Origin of the sequence: Variovorax sp. NFACC27 (assembly GCF_048301545.1) — a bacterium.
Lineage (GTDB): Bacteria > Pseudomonadota > Gammaproteobacteria > Burkholderiales > Burkholderiaceae_C > Variovorax > Variovorax gossypii.
Genome location: NZ_CP157613.1, coordinates 2,392,283 through 2,415,217, shown reverse-complemented (window position 1 = coordinate 2,415,217; position 22,935 = coordinate 2,392,283). Strand labels below are relative to the sequence as shown.

At 68.0% G+C, this 22,935-nt stretch carries 21 protein-coding genes; 7 read left to right on the top strand and 14 right to left on the bottom strand.

Annotated elements, in window-relative coordinates; genetic code table 11:
- Positions 1–10 precede the first annotated feature (10 nt).
- On the bottom strand, positions 11–2,398 hold the full coding sequence (locus ABL840_RS11300; protein ID WP_093199018.1) for a xanthine dehydrogenase family protein molybdopterin-binding subunit: 2,388 nt from the start codon (positions 2,396–2,398) through the stop codon (positions 11–13).
- A gap of 13 nt (positions 2,399–2,411) precedes the next feature.
- Positions 2,412–2,909 (bottom strand): (2Fe-2S)-binding protein, encoded by a 498-nt coding sequence (locus tag ABL840_RS11295; protein WP_093199016.1) that lies wholly within the window; start codon positions 2,907–2,909, stop codon positions 2,412–2,414.
- 178 nt (positions 2,910–3,087) lie between these two features.
- Between ABL840_RS11295 and ABL840_RS11290 the strand changes: the two genes are divergently transcribed.
- Positions 3,088–4,233, top strand: a complete 1,146-nt coding sequence (locus tag ABL840_RS11290; RefSeq protein WP_093301125.1) for a helix-turn-helix domain-containing protein — start codon at positions 3,088–3,090, stop codon at positions 4,231–4,233.
- 49 nt (positions 4,234–4,282) lie between these two features.
- On the opposite strand, the gene ABL840_RS11285 is transcribed toward ABL840_RS11290, so the two are convergent.
- The 10 genes from ABL840_RS11285 to ABL840_RS11240 all read right to left on the bottom strand — a co-directional run bounded on the left by ABL840_RS11285 (position 4,283) and on the right by ABL840_RS11240 (position 13,696).
- Complete coding sequence (locus ABL840_RS11285) at positions 4,283–4,660, bottom strand: nuclear transport factor 2 family protein (RefSeq protein WP_093301127.1); 378 nt, start codon at positions 4,658–4,660, stop codon at positions 4,283–4,285.
- 91 nt (positions 4,661–4,751) lie between these two features.
- Positions 4,752–5,120: a DUF2845 domain-containing protein gene (locus ABL840_RS11280; RefSeq protein WP_176947443.1), complete on the bottom strand. Its 369-nt coding sequence runs from the start codon at positions 5,118–5,120 to the stop codon at positions 4,752–4,754.
- A gap of 69 nt (positions 5,121–5,189) precedes the next feature.
- Complete coding sequence (locus ABL840_RS11275; protein ID WP_093199003.1) at positions 5,190–6,662, bottom strand: M81 family metallopeptidase; 1,473 nt, start codon at positions 6,660–6,662, stop codon at positions 5,190–5,192.
- A complete protein-coding gene (locus ABL840_RS11270; protein WP_176947444.1) occupies positions 6,659–7,774 on the bottom strand; it encodes an ABC transporter substrate-binding protein in 1,116 nt (371 codons plus the stop codon). The genes ABL840_RS11275 and ABL840_RS11270 overlap by 4 nt, the downstream gene beginning before the upstream one ends.
- Positions 7,771–9,027, bottom strand: a complete 1,257-nt coding sequence (locus ABL840_RS11265) for a Zn-dependent hydrolase (RefSeq protein WP_093301131.1) — start codon at positions 9,025–9,027, stop codon at positions 7,771–7,773. Before ABL840_RS11265 ends, ABL840_RS11270 begins: the two co-directional genes overlap by 4 nt.
- Before the next feature lie 37 nt (positions 9,028–9,064).
- Positions 9,065–9,772, bottom strand: coding sequence for an ABC transporter ATP-binding protein (locus ABL840_RS11260; protein ID WP_093301133.1), 708 nt, complete (start codon positions 9,770–9,772; stop codon positions 9,065–9,067).
- Positions 9,769–10,542, bottom strand: coding sequence for an ABC transporter ATP-binding protein (locus ABL840_RS11255; RefSeq protein WP_093301135.1), 774 nt, complete (start codon positions 10,540–10,542; stop codon positions 9,769–9,771). The genes ABL840_RS11260 and ABL840_RS11255 overlap by 4 nt, the downstream gene beginning before the upstream one ends.
- Complete coding sequence (locus ABL840_RS11250) at positions 10,539–11,525, bottom strand: branched-chain amino acid ABC transporter permease (protein WP_093301218.1); 987 nt, start codon at positions 11,523–11,525, stop codon at positions 10,539–10,541. Before ABL840_RS11250 ends, ABL840_RS11255 begins: the two co-directional genes overlap by 4 nt.
- Positions 11,526–11,536: 11 nt before the next feature.
- The gene (locus ABL840_RS11245) at positions 11,537–12,397 is read right to left on the bottom strand and encodes a branched-chain amino acid ABC transporter permease (RefSeq protein WP_093198984.1); all 861 of its coding nucleotides are present in this window, start codon (positions 12,395–12,397) and stop codon (positions 11,537–11,539) included.
- Between the two features lie 93 nt (positions 12,398–12,490).
- Positions 12,491–13,696 carry an ABC transporter substrate-binding protein gene (locus ABL840_RS11240; RefSeq protein ID WP_093301137.1) on the bottom strand — a complete coding sequence of 402 codons (1,206 nt, stop codon included), beginning with the start codon at positions 13,694–13,696 and terminating at the stop codon, positions 12,491–12,493.
- Between the two features lie 311 nt (positions 13,697–14,007).
- Between ABL840_RS11240 and ABL840_RS11235 the strand changes: the two genes are divergently transcribed.
- Entirely contained in the window at positions 14,008–14,772 is a 765-nt protein-coding gene (locus ABL840_RS11235) for a FadR/GntR family transcriptional regulator (RefSeq protein WP_093198978.1), read from the top strand.
- Between the two features lie 11 nt (positions 14,773–14,783).
- Here ABL840_RS11235 and ABL840_RS11230 read toward each other — a convergent pair whose 3' ends face one another.
- Positions 14,784–15,758 carry a LysR family transcriptional regulator gene (locus ABL840_RS11230; RefSeq protein WP_093301139.1) on the bottom strand — a complete coding sequence of 325 codons (975 nt, stop codon included), beginning with the start codon at positions 15,756–15,758 and terminating at the stop codon, positions 14,784–14,786.
- Positions 15,759–15,863: 105 nt separating this feature from the next.
- Here ABL840_RS11230 and ABL840_RS11225 point away from each other — a divergent pair, with 105 nt between their 5' ends.
- Entirely contained in the window at positions 15,864–17,219 is a 1,356-nt protein-coding gene (locus ABL840_RS11225; protein WP_093301141.1) for an aspartate aminotransferase family protein, read from the top strand.
- 109 nt (positions 17,220–17,328) lie between these two features.
- Entirely contained in the window at positions 17,329–18,771 is a 1,443-nt protein-coding gene (locus ABL840_RS11220) for an MFS transporter (protein ID WP_093301143.1), read from the top strand.
- A 15-nt stretch (positions 18,772–18,786) separates the two neighbouring features.
- Here the strand turns inward: ABL840_RS11220 and ABL840_RS11215 are convergent, their stop codons facing one another.
- A complete protein-coding gene (locus tag ABL840_RS11215; protein WP_093301144.1) occupies positions 18,787–20,088 on the bottom strand; it encodes an SUMF1/EgtB/PvdO family nonheme iron enzyme in 1,302 nt (433 codons plus the stop codon).
- Positions 20,089–20,262: 174 nt separating this feature from the next.
- Between ABL840_RS11215 and ABL840_RS11210 the strand changes: the two genes are divergently transcribed.
- The 3 genes from ABL840_RS11210 to ABL840_RS11200 all read left to right on the top strand — a co-directional run bounded on the left by ABL840_RS11210 (position 20,263) and on the right by ABL840_RS11200 (position 22,933).
- Positions 20,263–20,802 (top strand): TRAP transporter small permease subunit, encoded by a 540-nt coding sequence (locus tag ABL840_RS11210; RefSeq protein WP_093198965.1) that lies wholly within the window; start codon positions 20,263–20,265, stop codon positions 20,800–20,802.
- A 62-nt stretch (positions 20,803–20,864) separates the two neighbouring features.
- Positions 20,865–22,415, top strand: coding sequence for a TRAP transporter large permease (locus ABL840_RS11205; RefSeq protein WP_093301145.1), 1,551 nt, complete (start codon positions 20,865–20,867; stop codon positions 22,413–22,415).
- A complete protein-coding gene (locus ABL840_RS11200; protein WP_093301147.1) occupies positions 22,412–22,933 on the top strand; it encodes a hypothetical protein in 522 nt (173 codons plus the stop codon). The genes ABL840_RS11205 and ABL840_RS11200 overlap by 4 nt, the downstream gene beginning before the upstream one ends.
- Positions 22,934–22,935: the final 2 nt, after the last annotated feature.

Genomic DNA, 22,935 nt, shown 5'->3' with positions numbered 1-22,935 from the left:
TTTGTTGTACTTAAGGGTTGGCGGCTGCGGCCTGCATCGCTTCCCAGACGCGGCTGGGCGAGGCAGGCATGTCGAAATCCTTGACGCCCAGCGGCGCCAGCGCGTCGAGCACGGCATTGATCACGGCCGGCGGCGAGCCGATGGCCCCGGCCTCACCGCAGCCCTTGGTGCCCAGCGGGTTGTGCGTGCACGGGGTGCACACGGTGTCGAGCTTGAACTGCGGGAAGTCTCCCGCGCGCGGCATGGCGTAGTCCATGAAGCTGCCGGTGAGCAGCTGGCCGGTTTCCTTGTCGTAGACGCAGTTCTCGAGCAGCGCCTGCCCGATGCCCTGCACCAGCCCGCCGTGCACCTGGCCCTCGACGATCATCGGATTGATGATGGTGCCGAAGTCGTCCACCGCGGTGAAGCGGTCGACCCTGACCTCGCCGGTCTGCTTGTCGACCTCGACCTCGCAGATGTAGGTGCCGCCCGGGAAGGTGAAGTTGGTCGGGTCGTAGAAGGCGGTTTCGTTCAGGCCCGGCTCGAGCTTGTCGAGCGGGTAGTTGTGCGGCACATAGGCCGTGAGCGCCACCTGGCCGAACGGGATCTTCTTGTCGGTGCCCTTGACCGTGAACTCGCCGTTGGCGAACTCGATGTCGGCGTCGCTCGCCTCCATCAGGTGCGCGGCGATCTTCTTGGCCTTGGTCTCGATCTTGTCGAGCGCCTTCATGATGGCCGCGCCGCCCACCGAGATGGAACGCGAGCCGTAGGTGCCCATGCCGAAGGGCACGCGGCCGGTGTCGCCGTGCACCACGTCGACGTTCTCGACCGGAATGCCCAACCGCGCCGCCACCACCTGCGCGAAGGTGGTTTCATGCCCTTGCCCGTGGCTGTGCGAGCCGGTGAACACCGTCACGCTGCCGGTCGGGTGCACGCGGATCTCGCCGCATTCGAACAGGCCTGCCCGCGCACCGAGCGCACCCGCGATGTTCGACGGCGCGATGCCGCAGGCCTCGATGTAGCTCGAATACCCGATGCCGCGCAGCTTGCCCTTGCCCTCGCTCGCCGTCTTGCGCGCGGCGTAGCCGTCGACCTCGGCCAGCACCCGGGCCTTGTCCATGCAGGCGTGGAAGTCGCCGGTGTCGTACTGCAGCGCCACCGGCGTCTGGTACGGGAAGCTGCTGATGAAGTTGCGCTTGCGGATCTCGTCCTGCCCCAGGTTCATTTCCCAGGCGCAGCGCGACACCAGGCGCTCCAGCAAGTAGGTGGCCTCGGGCCGCCCTGCCCCGCGATAGGCATCGACCGGGGCGGTGTTGGTGAACCAGGCATCCACCTCGACGTAGATCTGCGGCGTGGTGTACTGGCCCGCCAGCAGCGTGGCGTAGAGGATGGTGGGCACCGCCGTCGAGAAGGTCGACAGGTAGGCGCCCAGGTTGGCGTCGGTATGCACGCGCAGCGCGAGGAACTTGCCGTCCTTGTCCATCGCCATCTCGGCGTGGCTCACGTGGTCGCGGCCGTGCGCGTCGGACAGGAAGCATTCGGAGCGCTCGGCCGTCCACTTGATGTTGCGGTTGAGCTGTCTGGCGGCCCAGGTCAGGCACACGTCCTCTGCATACAAGAAGATCTTGGAGCCGAAGCCGCCGCCCACGTCGGGGGCGATCACGCGCACCTTGTGCTCGGGCAGGCCCAGCACGAAGGCCGTCATGAGCAGTCGCTCGACGTGCGGGTTCTGGTTGGACACGTACAGCGTGTAGTCGTCGCTCGCCCGGCTGTAGCTGCCGATGGCCACGCGCGGCTCGATGGGGTTGGGCACCAGCCGGTTGTTGATCAGGTCGAGCTTGGTCACATGCGCCGCGCCGGCGAACACAGCGTCGACCGCGGCCTTGTCGCCCAGCGCCCACTTGTAGCACTGGTTGTCGGGCGCCTCGTCGTGCAGGGTGACGCCGCCGGCCTTCTTCGCCGCGTCGGCCACGCTCACGAGCGCGGGTAGCACCTCGTAGTCGACCACCACCGCCTCGGCCGCGTTCTTCGCCTGCTCGACGGTCTCTGCCACCACCATGGCCACGTGGTCGCCCACGTAGCGCACCTTGTTGATCGCCAGGATCGGGTGCATCGGCTCCTTCATGGGGGTGCCGTCGGGGTTGTTGATGAGCCAGCCGCAGGGCAGCCCGCCCATCTTTCCCTCGATGTCCTTGCCGCTGAAGATGCCGATCACGCCGGGCATCTTCAGCGCCTCGGCCGTGTCGACCGACTTGATGGCGGCGTGGGCGTGCGGCGAGCGCACGAAGACCGCATGGCTCTGGTTGGCCAGCGTGATGTCGTCGGTGTAGTTGCCGGCACCGGTCAGGAAGCGGTAGTCCTCCTTGCGCCGCAGAGCCTCGCCGATGTGCGGCAGGTTCGAGAAGTCGGAAGCGCCCATGATGTCACTCCCTTCAAGCCATTGCGGTTGTCTTGACGGGGGTGCCCGAGGCCATCGCCTCGCCGCCCATCTTCACTGCCTTCACGATGTTCTGGTAGCCCGTGCAGCGGCACAGGTTGCCGTCGAGCAGCTCGCGGATTTCCGACTCGCTCGACTTGGGGTGGTGGGTGCACAGGTCGATGGCGCTCATGACCATGCCGGGCGTGCAGAAACCGCACTGCAGGCCGTGGCATTCCTTGAAGGCCGCCTGCATGGGGTGCATGGTGCCGTCGGCCTCGGCGATGCCCTCGATGGTGGTGATTTCTGCGCCGGCCGCCTGGGCCACCAGCACGTTGCACGACTTGACGGCACGGCCGTTCACGTGGACGGTGCAGGCGCCGCACTGGGCGGTGTCGCAGCCGACGTGGGTTCCGGTGAGGTGGAGGTGCTCTCGGAGAGCGTGGACCAGGAAGGTGTTGGGAGGAGCGTCGACCGTGACCTGACGGCCGTTGACCTTGAAAGCGACCTGCATTTGGCTGTCTCCGTAAAAGGTGATGGCTGTTTCAGCAAAAGCATCTTGGATGCCGACCTTTCGCACTATCCTAGGCAAAACCCTTGACACTTGCACAGACCGCGCGAAATTCTCAAAATGAAACAGCTTGCCATCCGGCGGGCCAGGAAAAGCCTGCATACATGCGCGAAAAACCACGATGTCTGTATCAATCGTTTCGCCGCCTCCTGAGCGTTCCCTGGCCATTGCCCAAGCCCGCCGCGAACTGATCGAAGGCGAGTCGCCCGTACGGGCTCGCGGGGCCGACTGCATCGATTCGTGGATCACCCGCTCCTGGCAGCGCTGCATCGAGGCCGGGCACAGCCCGCGGCAGCGCGTCAGCTTCGATCCGGTGAGCCGGTCGGCCAGCATCGACATCGCCGAGCGCAACCGGGCGCTGGTCTCGGCGGCCCGACCGGTGATCGACCAGCTCTCCCGAGCCATCGCCGACACCCGCTACTTCGCCGTGCTGACCGATGCCGACGGCATCGTGGTCGACGTGGGCAGGCTACCCGACGGTACCGACGCCGCCACCCGCTATGCGCGCGACCTCGCGCGCATCGGCGTCGACCTGTCGGAGCGCGCCATCGGCACCAGCGCCATCGGTACCGCGCTGGCCGAGCAGGAATCGGTCTGGCTGCACCGCGGCGAGCATTTCTTCGACGACACCAGCGTCTACAGCTGCGCCGGCGCTCCGCTCTTCGGTCCCCGGGGCGACTGCATCGGCATGCTCGACCTGACCGGCGTGCAGGTGGTCGAGCGGCCCGAGCTGCGCCACCTGGCGACCCTTTCCGCGCGCAGCATCGAGAACATGCTGGTGATGCGCGAGCCCTGCGAGCTGCTGCTGCGCCTGGCCTGGCCGGGCAACTCCGGCAGCGAGGCCACCGAGGGCCTGCTGTGCATCGACGCCGTGGGCAACGTGACGGGCGCCAACGCGGCGGCGCGGCAGATGCTGCACCAGCCGTTGCCGCGCAGCGAGCATGCGCTGAACTTCAACGATCTCTTCGCGCTGCCGCTTCACATGATGTTCGACGCGGCCCGCCGCGGCGACGCCGTGCTCGAGGTGCCGCTCTGGTCGGGCCTGCGGGTGCAGGTACGGCCCCAGCGCGGCGGCAACGGCGGCACGGCGCCCGCAAACGTTTCCGACAACCGGCCGCGGCTGCGCGACGTGGAAACCGCGCTGATCCGCAAGGCGGTGGCCGATGCGCGCGGCAACGTGGCCGAGGCCGCGCGGGCCCTGGGCATCAGCCGGGCGACCGTCTACCGCAAGCTGTGGCGCGGACGGCCCGCCGGCGCGCCGGACTGAGCTCGCGGCTGAAGGCCCGGCCGTTCATCCCTCGTTCAGTTTTCTTCGCTCAGGCGCCGACCGGCACCTTGTCCAGGAAGCCGGTCACCGAACGCAGCTTGCCCGAGTCGACCTGCGCGAAGTCGGTGCCCTGGATCAGGTCTTCCGCACCGCTCGGCCCCAGCGTCCACGAGAAGCGCAGGTGGTCGCCGTGCGCGTCGGCCTTGCCGAGCAGGTTGAAGCGGAAGCCCGGATAGCGCTGGTGCACCGCGCCGACCAGCGCGCTGATCTGCTCGTGCCCGCTGGCCTGCGCGATCGGGTCGACGTAGTGCGCGTCGGCGGTCCATCCGGCTTCGATGAGCGCCGCGCGGCGCGCCGCGTCGGTTTCGTTCCAGACGGCGATGTAGCGTTGGGCAATGGCGGTGGCGTCGTGTGCGGCGGTGTTCATGGTGACCATTCCTTTCGGTGTCCAGACCCGCAACATCGCGGGGTGAAGGAATGGTCGCGTCGCACGCGATTCGCGTCGATGACCTCTCAGGTCATGGGATCCGGCTGCCGTAGCGGATGCTCTTGAGCACGCCGTTCTGGAACAGCAGCATCGTCTCGAACTGCCCCGAGCCAGGCCGGTAGGTCCACTCCTCGCTCTGGTCGCAATTGCTGTTGTTGTTGACGATGACGGTCTTGCTTCCGGTCGAGGAAGCCGGCGGCACGATCACCTGCGGGTTCGGGTCGGGCTTGGCGCAGAAGTTGTCCTTGAACACCGGCTCGCCGCACTTCTGCAGGATGGTGAACTTGGAATCGCCCTTCTGCGCGAAGTCGCGATTGCAGTTGAGTGTCTGCGCCTGCGCCGGCGCGACGAACGACAGTGCGGCCAGCAAGGCGGCGGGAATGAACGGAGATCGCTTCACGGTGTTTCCTGTGTCTTGTGCGAGCGATGGTAGTGACATTCCGGCGCCGAACCTGAAGCCAAGACCCCGTCAGACCGCGTCGAGCGGGAACACCGGCCTCCTTACCTTGCTGAACGGGAACAGGCTGTAATCCGAACTGGTGACACCGGGGCTGTCGCACTCCACCAGCGCGGCCGACAGCGGCTCGAACACGGGCCGGCAGTACATGCGCGACTTGAGCAGCAGAAAGCGTTCGTTTCGCGGGTCGAGCCCCGCGCATTCGAAGACGCCGATGTCCCACGGCTCCTGCGTGCGCTCGGTCACCACGATTCGCGCCGCGCCCGTGTCGAAGAGCACTGTGCGCCCCATGCTGCTGCGCTGGCCGGTGTAGGTGGGGCCGGTGATCACGTACTCGCCGTCGGAGATGGCGCGCACCGTGCCCGTCAGACGCACCGGCGTCTTCTCGAGGCCGATGCCCGCGAGCGAGACCTTGTTGCCGAGTGCCACCGTCGCCTGCGCGCCCTCGCCCGCCGCGATGAGTTGCGCCACGGCCTCGGGGTCGCACAGCGGCCCCACGCCGATGCCGTGCAGGCCCTGCGCGAGCGCTTCCTGCAGCACGTCCATGGTGTCGCAGCTGCCGCCCGACATGCAGTTGTCGCCGTGGTCGAGCAGCAGCACCGGGCGCGTCGCGCCTTCGGCAATCAGCTTGGCGCGTGCGACCGACTCCGCCAGCGGCTCGCTGCGGTAGACGAAGGCTTCGCGCTCCGCCCACATCTGCGCGGCGATGCGGTCGGCCGTGGCCTGCGCGCGCTCGGGCGAATGCGCGTCGACGACGATCACGCTCATGCACGGCGCCTCGATGTCCGACAGCGAGAAGCCGGCCAGGATCGACACCGCCAGCGATTCCGACTTCTCGGCCTCGCAAGCCGCTTCGATCGCGCGCTTCATCGCGCCGGTGAAGGAGGCGCTGCGCAGCGTGTGTGCCATCAGCGGCAGCCGGTGCCAGCGCATCGCAGGCTTGCTGCGGCCGGCCAGCAGGTCGAGCAGCAGGCGGCCGGCGTGCTCGCCGGTCTCGTACATGTCGACGTGCGGATAGGTCTTGAAGCCGACGATGACATCGGCGTTCTCCACCATCGCCGGCGTGACGTTGGCATGCAGGTCGAGCGCCACGCCGATGGGCACGCCCGGCGCCGCCGCACGCAGGCGCAGCAGCAGGTCGCCTTCGCCGTCGGCGCTGTTCTGCGCCACCATCGCGCCGTGCAGGTCGAGCAGGATGGCGTCGCAGCCCGGGGCCGCGTCGACGATGCGTTGCGTCAACAGGTCGTAGGCCCGTGCATCGACCGGCCCGCTCGGATTGGCCGAGGCCGACACCGGCGTGACCACTTCAGCGCCTGCCGCCTCGGCCAGTTCGATGAAGGCCGACATCGCGGTGCGCATGCCCTTGTTGTCCTTGTAGGCCTGCTCGCCGAAGGTCGGGCCGTCGGGCCCGAAGGCCGCGAGCGGCGTGGGCACCGGCGAGAAGGTGTTGGTTTCGTGGTTGAGACGTGCGATCAGTACTTTCATTGCGCAAACTTTCCACCGCTGGCCAGCATGGTGATGTCGCCGAAGCTGGAGCCGTTGCGGTTGTCGGGCCTGAAGGCGAGCGTGTATCCGCCCAGGTCCATGGGAGGCGAAGTCTCGATGCTGCGCCGCAGCGACTCGGTGGTCACCGGCCCCTTCACGCGCTGCAGCGCTTCCGCGAATGCCTTGGCCGTGATGTAGCCCTCCAGGCCCAGGTAGGAGCCCTCGCCCTCGCTGCCCGCGCTCCTGCGCGCGCGCTGGTATTCGTCGACGATGGGAAAGCGGGTCTTCCAGAAAGGCGGCATCACCTGCGACAGCACGATGCCGCGGCTCTTGTCCCCCAGCTCCTTGTAGAGCAGGAAGGAACTGGCCACCGAGTTCGTGTAGATCTGCGGATGCACCGGCGCCGCGACCAGCGCGCGGATGACGTTGATGGCCGGCATGCCCGCCGCGATGACGTACACCGCCTGCGCGCCGCTGGCGATGACCTGCTGCGCGGTGCGCGCCGGTTCCTTCTCCTGCGGATCGAAGCGCAGCGAGAGCACCGGGGACAGCCCGTTCTTCTGCAGCGCCTCCAGCGCATCCTTCTCGATGCCCTTGCCGTAGGCGTCGTCGCTCGACACGACGGCGATGCGCACCACGCCCACCGTCTTCAGGTGGTTCATCACGCGGTGCACCTCGTCGGCGTACGACTCGCGCACGTGGTAGATCGGCACCTTCGGCCCGCGCAGCACGGCCGCGCCGGTCAGCCCGCCGAAGATGAAGCTGTCGTACTTCGCCGCGACGGGCACCATGGCCGCGCCGATGCCCGTGCCCATGGTGCCGAAGAGGCAGACCACGCGGTCGGTGCCGAGCAGCTTCTCGGCGTTGGCCGCCGCCTTGTCCGGCGCGTAGACATCGTCGTAGGTGATCAGCTTGACGGGCCTCCCGCCGACGCCGCCGGCCTTGTTCAGCTGGTCGAACAGCAGCTTCTGGCCTTCCATGAACGCCAGGCTGTTCGGCGCCAGCGGTCCGGTCAGCACGGCGGACTGGCCGACGAGGATGGGCTCGGCGGCCGGCGTCGCCGCGGCCCACGCCAGGGTCAGCGCCGCGAGGGCAAGACGCCAGGCCTTCACGACGCGACTCCCGCGCTCTGCAGCATCGCCTGCAGCAGCACGTTGCAGCCGGCTTCGAGATGGTCGGGCTGCGCGTCCTCGATCTCGTTGTGGCTGATGCCGTCGAGGCAGGGCACGAAGATCATGGCCGCAGGGCACACGCGCGCGAGGTACACAGCGTCGTGACCCGCGCCGCTGATCACGTTCATCCATGTCATGCCCTGCGCCTGCGCCGCATCGCGCACGGCCGACACCAGCTTCGGCGTGAAGGGCTGCGGCGGGAAGTACACGACCTGCTCCACCGAGATCTCGACCTTGGCCTTCGCCGCGATGCGCTGCACGGTTTCCTTCAGGGCGGCGTCGAGGGCCGACAGCACCACGTCGTCGGCCGCGCGCAGGTCGACGCTGAGCTTCACGCGGCCCGGGATCACGTTGCGCGAGTTCGGATACGCGTCGATCCAGCCGACCGTGCCGCGCCCATGCGGCGCATGGGCAAGCGCGATGCGGTTGACCTCGATCACGAGCTCGGAGGCTGCGAGCAGCGCGTCCTTGCGCAGCTCCATCGGCGTGGGGCCGGCATGGGCTTCCATGCCTTGCACCACCACGTCGTACCAGCGCTGGCCCAGCGCGCCCTCGACCACGCCGATCACGCGTTCGTTGGCTTCGAGCACCGGGCCCTGCTCGATGTGCGCCTCGAAGTACGCGCCCACGGGCGACGCGGCGGCCGAGGCCGGCGTGCTGCCCGCGTAGCCGATGGAGGCCAGTGCCTCGGACACGCTCACTCCGTCGTTGTCGCGCTGCGCCAGTGCATGCTCGAGCGTGAAGGCCCCGGCGAACACGCCGGAGCCCATCATCACGGGCACGAAGCGCGAGCCTTCCTCGTTGGTCCACACCGCCACTTCGAGCGGCGCCTCGGTCTCGACCTTGGCGTCGTTCAAGGTGCGGATCACTTCGAGCCCGGCGAGCACGCCGTAGTTGCCGTCGAACTTGCCTCCCGTGGGCTGCGTGTCGATGTGGCTGCCGGTGGTGATGGGCGGCAGCGCGTTGTTGCGGCCGGCGCGGCGCGCGAAGATGTTGCCGATGGCGTCCACGCGCACCTCGCAGCCTGCCTCGCGGGCCCAGCGCGAGAACAGGTCGCGCCCCTGGCGGTCGAGGTCGGTCAGTGCGATGCGGCAGACGCCGCCTTTCTCGGTGGCGCCGAGCTGCGCCAGTTCCATCAGCGAGTTCCAGAGCCGCTGGCCGTCGATGCGGAGTTCGTCGTGTGAGTTTTTCATGGCTTTTCCAGGAAGAAGGAAGGGACTGCGGGAAGCCTCAAGCAAGGCCCACGCCCAGGTAGCGGTCTTTCACTTCATGGTCGGCCATGAAGGCTTCGTTGCCGGCCTCGTGCACGATCACGCCCTGCTCCACGATGTAGTGGCGGTCGGCCAGCTGCACGCAGACTTCGAGGTTCTGCTCGACCAGCAAGATCGCCACGCCGGCCGCCTTGATGGTCTTGAGCTGCGCCACGATCTCCTCGACGATCACCGGCGCCAGGCCTTCGACCGGCTCGTCGAGGATCAGCAGGCGCGGGTGGTTCATGAGCGCGCGGCCGATGGCCAGCATCTGCTGCTCGCCGCCCGAGAGCTGCCCGCCGCCGTTGCGCCGGCGCTCCTTCAGCCGCGGAAAGATGCGGTAGATGTCGGCCAGCTGCCAGGGCGACTGGCGCCGCAGGCCGAGCAGCAGGTTCTCTTCCACCGTCAGCAGCTTGAAGATGCCCCGATGCTCCGGCACCAGGCACACGCCGCGCGTGGCGATGCGGTGCGCCGGCATGCCCGCGATGTCGGCGCCCTGGAAGCGCACGCGTCCGCCGGTGGGCGCGACCGCGCCAGCGATGCTCTTGAGCGTGGTCGACTTGCCCGCGCCGTTGCGCCCCAGCAGCGTGACCAGCTCGGCCTCGCCCACGGTCATCGACACGCCCTGCAGCACGTGGCTCTTGCCGTAGTGCGCGTGCAGGCCCTCGACTTCAAGGATGTTGCTCATGCCTTGCCTCCGGTGATCATGTTGCCCAGGTAGGCGGTGCGCACGCGCGCATCGGCACGGATGTCGCCCGGAAGCCCCTCGGCGAGCACGCGGCCCAGCTGCATCACGGTCACGGTGTCGGAGATGTCCATCACGATGTTCATGTTGTGCTCGATGAGAACCACGGTGTGCGCGTCGCGCAGGCCGCGGATCAGCTGCTTCATGTCGTCGAGGTCATCGATGCCCATGCCCGAGGTCGGCTCGTCGAGGAAGATCGCCTTCGGCCTTGCGGCCAGCGCCATGCCCACTTCGAGGCGGCGCTGCTGGCCGTGCGAGAGCTCGCCGGCCGGCGTGTTGGCCAGGCGTTCCAGCCCGATGCGCTGCAGCACCTCGTCCACGACCTGCGTGCGGGCCAGCTCGCCGACCGGCGCCCGCCAGCAGTTCATGGCCTGGCGCGGCGAAATGCCCTGCGCCGCCACGCGCAGGTTCTCGCGCACCGGCAGGCTCGCGAACAGCGCCGTGACCTGGAACGAGCGCGCCATGCCACGCTGCACGCGCTTGTGATCGGGCTCGCGCGTGACGTCGTGGCCGTCGAACAAAATGCGCCCGCCGGTGGTCATGCCGGTGCCGGTGCCGGTGAGCATGTGGAACAGCGTGGTCTTGCCCGCGCCGTTGGGGCCGATCACCGAGTGCACGGTGTTGCGCCGGATCTTCAGATCGACCCCGCCGAGCGCGGCGAACTTGCCGTAATGCTTGGTGACGCCGACGGCTTCGATGAGAACGTCGCTCATGCTTTTTCTCCTTGCGCGGCAGGCGAAACAGGCGAGGCAGGAGCAACAGGCGCGGCCGGAGCCGCCGGCGTCTTGCGGAAGATGCGTTTCCAGGCGCCCTCACCCAGCCCCCAGAGCCCGCGCTGCATGCCGATGCTCACGCCGATCAGCAGCAGCCCCAGCAACAGCAGCCAGCGCGGCCACAGCGTGGAGAGCCAGTCGGCCAGCAGCACGTAGAAGGCCGAGCCCAGCACCGAGGCGAACAGGTTGCCGGTGCCGCCGATCACGGTGATGACCAGGATCATCTCGCTCGTGTGGTACTCGGCGTTCGACAGCGGCGCGATGCCGGTCATCATCGCGTGCAGCCCGCCCGCGAGGCCGGTGACGGCCCCCGAGATCACGAAGGCCAGCAGCTTGAAGCGCTTGAGGTCGTAGCCCACCGCGGCGGCGCGGTCCTCGTTGTCGCGGATGGCCAGCAGCGTGCGGCCGAAGACCGAATCGGTCACGCGCAGCAGCAGGCCGAAGGCGACGAGGAACATCACGGCGACGAAGGCGTAGTACTTCCAGGGCGTGTCCATGAAGCCGGGGCGCGGCACGTCGAGCAGGCCGTTGTCGCCGCCGGTGAGGCCGGTGGCGGTGTAGGCGATGAAATAGAACATCTGCGCGAAGGCCAGCGTGAGCATCACGAAGTAGGTGCCACGCTGGCGGATGGCAACCCAGCCCACCACAGCCGCGCCGAGCGCGCCCATGGCCACGGCAGCGGCCAGCGCGAGCGGCATCGGCAGCTGCAGCCGCGTGAGCAATATGGCGATGGTGTAGCTGCCCAGCCCGAAGAAGATGCCCTGCCCGAAGGACAGCAGCCCGGTGTAGCCCAGCAGCAGGTTGCAGCCCAGCGCGGCCAGAGCGTAGATGAGCACCTCGCTCGCGAGCGAACCCGAGCTCAGCACCAGCGGCAGGCCCAGCACGGCGATGAGTGCCAGGAGGAAAGTGATTTTTCTCGGCATGGCGTGTCCGTTCATGCTTTCCGGCCGAGGAGGCCATGGGGGCGCAAGAGCAGCACGGCCGCCATCGCGATGTAGACCATCAGGCTCGCACCCGGCGGCCAGATGGTGCTCATGAGGCTCTGCACGATGCCGATCAAGAGGCCGCCCACGAGCGCACCGCCGAAGCTGCCGAGCCCGCCGATCACCACGACCACGAAGGCCACGGCCAGCGCTTCCACGCCCATGAAGGGCTCTGCGCCGCGGATGGGCGCGGCCAGCACGCCGGCCAGCGCCGCCGTGGCCGCGCCGAGCGCGAACACCAGGCTGAACACACGGAACACGTTGATGCCGAGCAGCGACACCATCTCGGTCGATTCGCTGCCCGCGCGCACCGCGCTGCCCAGGCGCGTGCCTTCGAGCACCCACCACAGCAGCACCGCGAGCACGGCGGTGAAGCCGATCACGAAGAGCCGGTACTTGGGATAGACGAACGAGCCCCACATGACCACGCCCTGCAGCAGGTCGGGCGTGGCGACGCTGTTGCCCAGCGGGCCCCAGAACACGATCACGATCTCCTGCACCGCGAGCGCCAGGCCCACCGTGACGAGGATGTGGAACTCATGCGCCTTGGCGTACACGCGGCGCAGCAGCAGCTTCTCGGCCAGCCAGCCCAGCGCGCCCACGAAGAGCGGCACCAGCACCAGCGCGAGCCAGAAGTTCATGCCCCATTGAAGGGCCTGGAAGCAGAGATAGGCGCCCAGCAGGTAGAAGGCCCCGTGCGCGAAGTTCACGAAGCGCAGCAGGCCGAACACGATGGACAGGCCGACCGCCAGCAGGAAATACAGCATGCCGATGCCGATTCCGTTGATGGTCTGTAGCAGGTAGACGGACATGGGAGTCGAGGGGTACGCGCAGGTACGTGCGGGCGGACCGGGGCCCCGCCGCACACCGAGCGGGTGCGGGCGAAGGCATCGGTCCGGGCGGCGTCAGGCCAGCTTGCAGCCGGTCTTGTCTACCGGGAGGAAGGACTTGCCCGAGCTGACCACGTCGACGTAGTCCGCCGCGCCCTTCATCTTCGACTTGGCCTTGCCCTTGAGCAGGTAGTAGTCCTTCACCACCTGATGGTCGGCCTTGCGGATTTCCTCGCTGCCCGTGAGCCCGTCGAACTTCATGCCCTCGAGCGCGGCGATCACCGCCTTCTGGTCGACCGAGCCGGCCTTCACGATGCCGTCGATCAGGATCTTGGTGCAGATGTACGAGCCGGCCAGGCTGTAGTTGGGCACGATCTTGAGCTTGTCGGCGGTGCGCTTCACCAGGTCCTTGTTGAGCGGCGTGTCGGCGGTGTGCCAGTACTGCGCGCCGAAGTAGACGCCGTCGCACAGGTCGGCGCCCAGCTCGTCGAACTGCTCGAGCCCCGAGGCCCAGGCCATCAGGATCGTCATGTTCTTGTGCATGCCGAAGCTCACGGCCTGGCGCAGCGCGGCCGACGACTGCGCGCCGAAGTTCAGCAGCAGCAGCACGTCGGGCTTGGCGGCCATGGCGTTGGTGAGGTAGCCGCTGAACTCCTTCTCGGTGAGCGAGTGGTAGCTGTTGCCCACGTGCTCGATGCCCTTCTCCTGGAAGATGTTCTTGGCGGCACTCAGCAGGCCGTCGCCGAACACGTACTGCGGCGTGATGGTGTACCAGCGCTTGGCCTTCGGCATAGAGGCGATCAGCGGGCGCACCGTCTGTTCGATCGCGCCGAAGGTGGGCACCGACCAGCGGAAGGTGGCGGGGTTGCAATCCTTGCCGGTGATCTCGTCCGCGCCGGCGGTGGTGATGAAGAGGCCGCCGGCCTTCTCGGCCTCCTTGCCCATGGCCAGCGCTTCCGACGACAGGATGCCGCCGGCGAAGAACTTCGCGCCCTGCTGCTGCGAGGCTTCCTGCACCTTGCGCACCGCCGTGGCCGGCTTGCCCTCGGTGTCGAGCACCGTGTAGGCCAGCGGGCGCTTCAGCACGCTGCCGTACTGCTCGATGGCCAGCTTCATGCCCAGGTCGGCGAACTTGCCGTTGGCGGCGAAGGCTCCCGACATCGGGACCGGGCAGCCGAAGCGGATCGCCTCGGCCGATTGTGCGAAGGCGGCGCGGCCCGCGAGCAGCGAGGCGGGGGCAGCCGACAAAGCGGCCAGCTGAAGAAGTTGTCTGCGTTGCATGAGTTCTCCGGTCGTGGTGGGAAGTAAGGAAAAGGGACGCCAGCGATCGCGGCGAATTTAAGCGGATAAATTGGATTAATATGTTGGTAAAAACCCGCTAGCAACAGCCGTGCCAAAATCTGCGGCGCTCCCCTTGGGGCCCAATACCTGCTTACAGGTCACCTTCTGTTTTTCCATCGCTCCGAACGCATGAATTCGTCTCCATCTGATCGTGAAATGCCGCGGAACCGGCTTTGCCGGGCCGCTGGCATTGCCCCCGGCGAGGGGATGGGCGAAGCGACACGAAGTGCGCGCAGCCTGGGGGTGAGCGAATGAAAGTGGGGCAGAACCGTCCCAAGCGGCAAAAGCTCTCGGACGTCATCGTCGAAGACGTCAAGCGCTGGATCGTGGCGGAGCGCAAGCAGCCCGGCGACCGGCTACCGAACGAGAAGGAACTGATCGAGCTCTTCGGCTATTCGAAGAGCACTGTGCGCGAGGCGCTGAAGGCGCTGGAGGTGCGCGGCCTGATCTCCATCCGCACCGGCCCCGGCGGCGGGGCCTACCTGCAGCAGGTGTCGGTCGAGCACGCCTCGGAGCCGCTGCGCAACTTCCTGCACTTCCACCATCTCGACGGCCATCACATCTACCAGCTGCGCAAGGCGCTGGAGCCCGAGCTCGCCGTGAGCGTGGTGGGCAAGCTCACGCCGGAGCAGTTCGAGAAGCTGGAAGAGAACGTGCGGCTGTGCACGGTCGAGCCGACCGGCGAGGACGAACTGCGCGCCCAGCGCGAAGCCGAGCTGGCCTTCCACACCATGCTGGCGGAGAGCTGCCCCAATCCGGTGCTCTCCTTCATGTGCCGCTTTCTCAACGACCTGCTGCGCGACCTCGTCGTCTACAAGAAGGCGCTCGACCATCATCACTTCGGCGAAGCGAACGTCGACTACCACACGCAGCTGCTGGCCGCCTACCGCAGGGAAGACGCCGACGAGGTGCGCCGGCTGATGACCGAGCACATGGTCGACGCCGAGCAGCACATGCACGAGATGGAAGCGCACATCGGCGCCAAGCACCTGCTGCTGCCGAGCGGGCAGCGCTGACCCGCTGACTTCTACTTCCGGTGCGCCTGCTCCAGGCACTCCTGGAACGCCAGCACCGCCCGCGACGGCTTCGGCGAGCGCCGCAGCAGGCTGACGAAGCGGCACGCGTAGTTGAAGCGCGCCGGCAGCACCGCCTTCATGAGCCCGCGCTCTTCGAACACCTGCGCGTAGTGGTCGGGCAGGAAGCCCAGGAAGCGCCCCGAGAGAATCAGCGTCGCGATCGCCTCCTGGTCGAAGCCCGTGGCCATGCGCGACAGCTTCGCGCGGTGGCTCAGCTCCATGTTGGGCGAGTGGTAGCCCAGCCCCGCGAAATGATGTTCGCGCAGCCGGGCCCAGGTGAGCCTGTCGTGGCTCACGCCGAAGAGCGGATGCCCCGCGCCGCAGTACAGCAGCATGGTCTCGTCGAACAGGTCGGCGTAGACGAGGCTCTTGGAGGCGCGGTGCGCCGGAATGATGCCGATCTGGAAGTTGCCCTCCAGCACGCCCTGCTCGATGGCGTTGATCGAGCCCACGTGCACGGCAAGCCGCACCTCGGGCGCGATCTCGGTGAAACGCGCGATCGCCTCGCCGATGCGGGCCTGCGGATTGGTCGCGGTCTTGTCGAACAGCGCCACGTCGAGCTGCCCGCCCATGCGGTTGTGGATGTCGTCGATGCTGCCGCGGAAGGCGTCGACCGAGGCCAGCAGGCGCAGCGTCTCGTCGTACACGCGCTGCCCTTCGGCCGTGAGCGCGAAACCCGCCCTGCCCCGGCGGCACAGCACCAGTCCGAGGCGCGTTTCCAGGTCCTTCACGTGGCGGCTCACGGTGGAGGTGCCGATGTTCAGCTCCAGCTCGGCGGCAGCCATGCCGCCGCAGTCGACCACGCTCTTGAACACCTTGAGCAGGCGCAGGTCCATGTCGCTGAGCTGCCCCAGGACGGCGCGGTTGCGGGCACCGCTTTGGGTACCGGCTTCGGTGGCGGTTCGGGCTTTGGCCTTTACTTGCATGAAACGTCAAGTGAACATTGATATTGCGCCATTCTCCACACTGAAGGCTCTGCGAACAATCGGCGCATCCCATCACCCCCGGAGCCCGCCAGCGCGGGAAACGCCATGACCATCGCAACGCCCGTCACCGAATCGACGCCCGCCGTGCGCACCGACGCCGCCTGGCTCGACGCGCACTGGATGCCCTACACCGGCAACCGCAACTTCAAGGCCGATCCGCGGATCGTCGTGGAGGCCAAGGGCGCCTACTTCACCGACTCCGACGGCCGCAAGATCTTCGACGGCCTCTCGGGCCTGTGGTGCTCGGGCCTGGGCCATGGTCGCCCCGAGATCACCGAGGCGGTAAGCCGCCAGATCGCCAAGCTCGACTACTCGCCCGCCTTCCAGTTCGGCCACCCGCTCTCCTTCGAGCTGGCCAACAGGATCAAGGACATGACGCCCGCCGGCCTCGACTACGTGTTCTTCACCGGCTCGGGTTCGGAAGCCGCCGACACCTCGCTGAAGCTGGCGCGCGCCTACTGGCGCACCAAGGGCCAGGCGAGCAAGACCCGCCTGATCGGCCGCGAGAAGGGCTACCACGGCGTCAACTACGGCGGCATCTCGGTCGGCGGCATCGCGGCCAACCGCAAGCTCTTCGGCCAGGGCGTGGAGGCCGACCACCTGCCGCACACGCAGCTCGCCTCGAATGCCTTCACGCGCGGCATGGCCGACAACGGCGCCGAGCTGGCCGACCGCCTGCTCGACATCATCGCGCTGCACGACGCATCGAACATCGCGGCCGTGATCGTCGAGCCCTTCGCGGGCTCGGCCGGCGTGGTGATCCCGCCCAAGGGCTACCTGAAACGCCTGCGCGACATCTGCACCGCCAACAACATCCTGCTGATCTTCGACGAGGTCATCACCGGCTTCGGCCGCTGCGGCGCGCTCACCGGCGCCGAAGCCTTCGGCGTGACGCCCGACATCATGAACATCGCCAAGCAGATCACCAACGGTGCGCAGCCGATGGGCGCGGTAGTCGCGAGCAAGGACATCTACGACACCTTCATGGCGGCGGGCGGCCCCGACTACATGCTCGAGTTTCCGCACGGCTACACCTACAGCGCGCATCCGGTGGCCTGCGCCGCCGGCATCGCGGCGCTCGACGTGCTGCAGAAGGAAGACATGATCGGCCGCGTGCAGGCACTGGCACCGCACTTCGAGAACGCGGTGCACAGCCTCAAGGGCAGCAAGCACGTGACCGACATCCGCAACTACGGCCTCGCCGCCGGCCTCACGATCGCAGCACTGCCGGGCGAGCCCGCGCGCCGCCCCTACGAGATCGCGATGAACTGCTGGAAGAAGGGTTTCTACGTGCGCTACGGCGGCGACACCATCCAGCTCGCCCCGCCCTTCATCGCCGAGAAGGCCGAGATCGACCGCCTGGTGAACGCACTGGCCGACGCGCTGGCCGAGACGGCCTGATCCTTTAGCGCTACAGGGGCCGCCGCACCGCCGACCAGGCGACGGCCCGTGAGCGGCGCGGTCCTACACCCCCGCGGCCCGCAGGTTCCCAGAATCTGCCGGGCTGCCGATGACAACGCTGCAAACAGACATCCCCGCCCGCCTCGACCGCCTGCCCTGGTCGCGCTGGCACTGGCGCGTGGTGATCGCGCTGGGCGTGGCCTGGGTGCTCGACGGGCTCGAGGTCACGCTGGTGGGCTCCATCGGCGCGGTGCTGGAGCGGCCCGACACGCTGGGGCTCACGGCCGGCGAGATCGGGCTGTCGGGCTCGGTGTACGTCGCGGGTGCGGTGCTCGGCGCCCTGCTCTTCGGCCGGATGACCGACCGGCTCGGGCGCAAGAAGCTCTTCCTGATCACGCTGGCGGTCTACACCGTCGGCACGCTGGCCACGGCCTTTTCTCCTGACTTCGCCTTCTTCGCGCTGTGCCGCTTCGTCACCGGGCTTGGCATCGGCGGCGAGTACGCGGCCATCAACTCGGCCATCGACGAGCTGATTCCGGCGCGCGTGCGCGGGCGCGTCAACCTCGCGATCAACGGCAGCTTCTGGATCGGCGCGGCGCTGGGCGCGGCGCTCAGCCTCGTGCTGCTCGACGCGCGCGTGATCGGGCCCGTGTGGGGCTGGCGCGCCGGCTTCGCACTGGGCGCGGTGCTGGCGGTGGCCATCCTGCTGGTGCGGCGCCACGTGCCAGAGAGCCCGCGATGGCTGGTCGCGCATGGGCGGGCCGAGGAGGCGAAGCGCATCGTCGAGCGCATCGAGGCGGAGGTCGAGGCGCAGCACGGGCCGCTGCCGGCAGCGCAGGGCTTCGTCGTGAACTACACGGCCGCGCGCCCCAACAGCCCGCCGATGCGCCAGGTGGCGCGTGTGCTGCTCAAGCGCTATCCGCAGCGCAGCGTGGTCGCGCTGGCGCTGATGATTTCGCAGGCCTTCTTCTACAACGCGATCTTCTTCACCTACGCGCTGGTGCTCACGCGCTTCTACGGCGTGCCCGAAGGCAGCGTGGCGCTCTACATCTTTCCCTTCGCGCTGGGCAACGTGCTGGGGCCGCTGCTGCTGGGCCCGCTGTTCGACAGCGTGGGCCGGCGCCGGATGATCGCGCTGACCTATGTGCTCGCGGGCGTCGGCCTCGCGCTCACGGGCTGGGCCTTCATGCAGGGCTGGCTCGATGCGCGCGGGCAGGCGCTGTGCTGGTCGGCGGTGTTCTTCCTGGCATCGGCCGCGGCGAGCTCGGCCTATCTCACGGTGAGCGAGGTGTTTCCGCTGGAGATGCGGGCGATCGCCATCGCGATCTTCTACGCGGTGGGCATGGGCGCGGGCGGCTTCGCGGCGCCGCTGCTGTTCGGCCTGCTGATAGAGACAGGCAGCCGCGGCGCGGTGATGGTGGGCTACTGCATCGGCGCCGGGCTGGTCATCGTGGCAGGGCTGCTGGCGTTGCGCCATGCGGCGGACGCGGAACGCAAGCCGCTGGAGGAAGTGGCGCCGCCGCTGTCCTCGGAAGCCGGCGGCGAGCGCTGAGCTGCTCCGCTGCGGCTAGAGCGCGCAGGTCCTGAAGCCGATGAAGCCATCGTCGCGCCCGGGAAAGGCGAAGTCGCGGCGGCGCGGCGACCGCAGGCGCGCACGCGTCGCGAACGAGGCGCCGCGCAGCACGCGCGCCCGTCCGAAGGCGGCGGCCGGATCGAACTCGGTGCCGGCGCTCCACGGGTCGGCCCGGTAGCCGGGCCAGGGCTGCAGGGTGCCCGCGGTCCACTCGTGCACGTCGGCCCAGCGGAAGCCGCGGCGCGCCGCCGTGTGCGCGGCGATCTCCCATTCGACCTCGGTCGCCACGCGCCGCCCGGCCCAGCGCGCCCAGGCATCGGCCTCCCACCAGCTCAGGTGCACGGCGCTGTGATGGCCGGCCGCGCGCACGGTGGCACCGAAGCGCTGCTGCAGCACCGAGCCGCCGGTGCCGTTGCGCGCCGCGCCGATCTGCTCGACATGGCGCGGCCCGCGCCGCCCCTCGATCTGCGCCGAGAGCCAGCGCCAGCCTTCGCCGTGCCAGAGCTCCTCGCGGTCGTAGCCGCCGTCCTCGACGAACTCGATGTACTGGTTCCAGGTGACGGGCTGGGCGTCGATCTCGAACTCGGGCACGTCCACCCGGTGCGCCGCGCGTTCCTGCGCGAAGGCGAAGCCGCTTTCGGGCATGCCCAGCTCCCAGCGCGTGGCCGGCAGCAGCAGCGGCTCGCGCGTGACGGCGATGGGCGCCTGCTCGACGCCCAGCGGCAGCCCCATGGTCTGCGCCATCACCACGAACTGCTCGCCGCGCATGTCCTCGTGGAACAGGGCGAGGCGGTAGAAATACAGGCCGGCGTCGGTTTCGGCGGCGTTGTCGAGCAGCTCGAGCGTGCTCTCCAGTGTTTCGAGCAGGTAGGCCTTGGTCTGGGAGAGGTCCGGCAGGTCGGGCGGCCAGCGGCGTCCCGGGCCTGAATGGGCCGGATTCCACCAGTCGTCGGCACCCGGGTCGATGGCGGCCAGCCGCGTGGGTCGCATCGGGCAGTCGGCGCCGAAGGCACGCTGGGTGTTGCGCCCGATCCACCATTCGGCGAACCAGCCGATGTGGCCGGCCAGCCAGGCCGCGGGCACCACGCCGTCTTCCCCGGGCTCCGGCGGCCGGGAAAGCGCCTCGGAGCCCAGCGCCTGTTCGTAGAGCGACAGCAGGTGCAGCGTGTGGTTGCGCGCGTCGATCAGCGCCAGCGACAGCAGCTCCTTGCCGGCCCGGCACATGTCGGGCGAATCGATCGAATGGGGCTGGCCAGCTGCGCCCGAAGGCGTGGAAGGCGGAAGACGCGAAGACATGGAAGATTATGGCGACCGGCCACCCGCCCCGCCGGCCGCCCGGCCCGCATTCCGGGTAAACCCCTCCCCAGGTTGCAAGGCAATACAAAGGTTCACCGGGGTAACATCGCGGGCTTTGCGCAGCCCCCACCAGGGGCCGGCGCTCCATCATCGGGATTCGTGGGAGACACCCCCTTGTCTGCATTCCTCAAGTTCGCGACCGGCATGGACTGGATCAGCGAAAAACTCGGCAAGATCGCCGGCTACGCCGTCCTCGCGGCATCGCTCATCTCGGCCGGCAACGCACTCATCCGCTACGGGCTCGACTTCAGCAGCAACTCCTGGCTGGAGATCCAGTGGTACCTGTTCGCCGCCACCGTGATGCTGGGCGCCCCCGTGGTGCTGCGCTTCAACGAGCACGTGCGCGTGGACATCATCTACGGCAAGCTCAAGGGCTACGGGCCGGTCTACGTCGACCTCTTCGGCCTCATCTTCTTCCTGCTGCCGGTGATGGGCCTCTTCACCTACCTCACCTGGCCCTTCTTCTGGAACATGTGGGTCACGGGCGAGATGTCGGGCAACATCGGCGGCCTCATCCGCTGGCCCGCCGCGCTGCTGATGCCCGTGGGCTTCGCGGCGATGTTCCTGCAGGGCGTCTCGGAAATCATCAAGCGCATCGCCTACCTGCGCGGCCTGATCGAGATGGACACGCACTACGAGAAGCCGGTGCAGTGACGGGCGCAGTTCTTCGCGCGCCTTCCGCCATCGCCCTCTCCCGCACCGCAGGATAAGTAGAAATGCACATGGAAAATTTCGCCCCGATCATGTTCGCGGGGCTCGTGGTGATCATGCTGATCGGCTTCCCGGTCGCGTTTTCGCTCTCGGCCCTCGGCCTGATCTGCGGTTTCTTCGCCATCGAGATGGGCTGGTTCCCGGCCGGCTTCATGGCCAACCTGCCGCTGAACGTCTTCGGCATCCTGTCGAACGAGACGCTGCTCGCGATTCCGTTCTTCACATTGATGGGAGCCGTACTGGAGAAATGCGGGCTGGCCGAGGACATGCTCGACTCCATGGGCCAGCTCTTCGGCCCGGTGCGCGGCGGCCTCGGCTACTCGGTGATCATCGTGGGCTTCATCCTCGGCGCCATCACCGGCACGGTGGCCGGCCAGGTGATCGCGATGGCGATGATCTCGCTGCCGATCATGATGCGCTACGGCTACGACATGCGCTACTCGACCGGCGTGCTCGCCGCGTCGGGCACCATCACGCAGCTGGTGCCGCCCTCGCTCGTGCTGATCGTCATGGCCGACCAGCTCGGCACCGACGTCGGCCAGATGTACAAGGGCGCCTGGGGTCCGTCGATCCTGCAGGTGCTGATCTTCGCGATCTACACCTTCATGGTCGGGCGCATCCGCCCGCACTTCGTGCCGGGCCTGCCGGCCAGCGCGCGCACGCTCAACGGCTGGGCGCTGTGGGGCAAGTGCCTGCGCGGCATCATCCCCTCGGCCATCCTGATCTTCGCGGTGCTCGGCTCGATGGGCGGCCTGCCCTTCATGGACAAGGCCATCGCCACCCCGACCGAAGCCGGCGCCATGGGCGCGGTGGGCTCGCTGGTCCTCGCGCTGATCCACCGCCGCCTGAACTGGCAGCTGCTGAAGGACGCCATGGAAGGCACCATGCGCCTGACGGCCATGGTGGTGTTCATCCTGATCGGCTCGCGCGTGTTCTCGCTGGTGTTCCAGGGCGTGGACGGCGCCAAGTGGATCGAGCACATGCTGTCGGGCCTGCCCGGCGGCCAGGTCGGCTTCCTGATCGCGGTGAACATCTTCGTGTTCTTCCTCGCGTTCTTCCTCGACTTCTTCGAGATCGCCTTCATCATCCTGCCGCTGCTGGGCCCCGTGGCCCACAAGCTGGGCATCGACATGGTGTGGTTCGGCGTGCTGCTGTGCGTGAACATGCAGACCTCGTTCATGCACCCGCCCTTCGGCTTCGCGCTGTTCTATTTGCGAGGCATAGCGGACACGCTCTTCAAGAACGGGGCGCTACCCAAGAAGGTGGAGTCGCGCGACATCTACCTGGGCGCCGTGCCGTGGGTGGCGATGCAGCTGCTGCTGGTGGCCATCGTGATCTTCTTCCCGCAGACGGTCACCGTGTTCCTCGAGAAGGAAAAGGTCGTCGACATCGACAAGGTCAACCTCGACATGCCGGTGGAAGAGCAGCCCAGCTCGCCCGACAACAACGGCGTGAACATGGAAGACCCGTTCGGCAACGAGAAGAAGGACGAGTCCTCCACGCCGCCGCCGTCCACCGATGCGCCGCCGGCTTCCGGTGAAGCCGCCAAGCCGTGAGCGACCAAGCCCGCGGCCCCGCTGAAAAACCAAAACAACAAGACAACGACAACAGCCCCGGCGACGAAGCAGCCGGGGCCATCATCGAAAGCCCCGCCTTCCCGCCGCTGCTGCGCACGCTGGCGGTGGTGCTGGTGATCGATCTCTTCGTCTTCGCCGCCTGGAGCCTGCCCTCGCTGCGCACGGCCGACTGGTCAGCCAGTGCGCTGGTGGTGATGGGCATCGCGGCGCTGTGCGTGGTGTGGGTGGGCTACTGGATCGTCTACAGCCGCACCCGGCTCGAAGGCGACGTGCTGGTGCAGACCTGGCTCTGGGACAAGCGCGTGAGCGCGCAGGAAGTGGCGCAGCTCAAGCTGGTGCACATCCGAATGCTGGAGCGCGTGATCGCGCCGCGCCTGCTGGTGCGCCGGCGCTTCGGCGGCATGACGTGGTTCCACTCGGCCGACGCAAGCGTGCTCGTCGCCTTCGGCGAGCAGGTGGCGAAGCGCTCGATACCGCCATCGCCGCCGCAGACGTAGCA

Coding starts and splice junctions, on each gene's coding strand:
- ABL840_RS11285 (WP_093301127.1), bottom strand. CDS start 4,660: ATGAACACCGCCGCACACGACGCCACCGCCATTGCCCAACGCTACATC.
- ABL840_RS11240 (WP_093301137.1), bottom strand. CDS start 13,696: ATGCAACGCAGACAACTTCTTCAGCTGGCCGCTTTGTCGGCTGCCCCC.
- ABL840_RS11245 (WP_093198984.1), bottom strand. CDS start 12,397: ATGTCCGTCTACCTGCTACAGACCATCAACGGAATCGGCATCGGCATG.
- ABL840_RS11265 (WP_093301131.1), bottom strand. CDS start 9,027: ATGAAAAACTCACACGACGAACTCCGCATCGACGGCCAGCGGCTCTGG.
- ABL840_RS11225 (WP_093301141.1), top strand. CDS start 15,864: ATGACCATCGCAACGCCCGTCACCGAATCGACGCCCGCCGTGCGCACC.
- ABL840_RS11235 (WP_093198978.1), top strand. CDS start 14,008: ATGAAAGTGGGGCAGAACCGTCCCAAGCGGCAAAAGCTCTCGGACGTC.
- ABL840_RS11290 (WP_093301125.1), top strand. CDS start 3,088: ATGTCTGTATCAATCGTTTCGCCGCCTCCTGAGCGTTCCCTGGCCATT.
- ABL840_RS11215 (WP_093301144.1), bottom strand. CDS start 20,088: ATGTCTTCGCGTCTTCCGCCTTCCACGCCTTCGGGCGCAGCTGGCCAG.
- ABL840_RS11295 (WP_093199016.1), bottom strand. CDS start 2,909: ATGCAGGTCGCTTTCAAGGTCAACGGCCGTCAGGTCACGGTCGACGCT.
- ABL840_RS11275 (WP_093199003.1), bottom strand. CDS start 6,662: ATGAAAGTACTGATCGCACGTCTCAACCACGAAACCAACACCTTCTCG.
- ABL840_RS11250 (WP_093301218.1), bottom strand. CDS start 11,525: ATGCCGAGAAAAATCACTTTCCTCCTGGCACTCATCGCCGTGCTGGGC.
- ABL840_RS11255 (WP_093301135.1), bottom strand. CDS start 10,542: ATGAGCGACGTTCTCATCGAAGCCGTCGGCGTCACCAAGCATTACGGC.
- ABL840_RS11220 (WP_093301143.1), top strand. CDS start 17,329: ATGACAACGCTGCAAACAGACATCCCCGCCCGCCTCGACCGCCTGCCC.
- ABL840_RS11205 (WP_093301145.1), top strand. CDS start 20,865: ATGCACATGGAAAATTTCGCCCCGATCATGTTCGCGGGGCTCGTGGTG.
- ABL840_RS11260 (WP_093301133.1), bottom strand. CDS start 9,772: ATGAGCAACATCCTTGAAGTCGAGGGCCTGCACGCGCACTACGGCAAG.
- ABL840_RS11300 (WP_093199018.1), bottom strand. CDS start 2,398: ATGGGCGCTTCCGACTTCTCGAACCTGCCGCACATCGGCGAGGCTCTG.
- ABL840_RS11230 (WP_093301139.1), bottom strand. CDS start 15,758: ATGCAAGTAAAGGCCAAAGCCCGAACCGCCACCGAAGCCGGTACCCAA.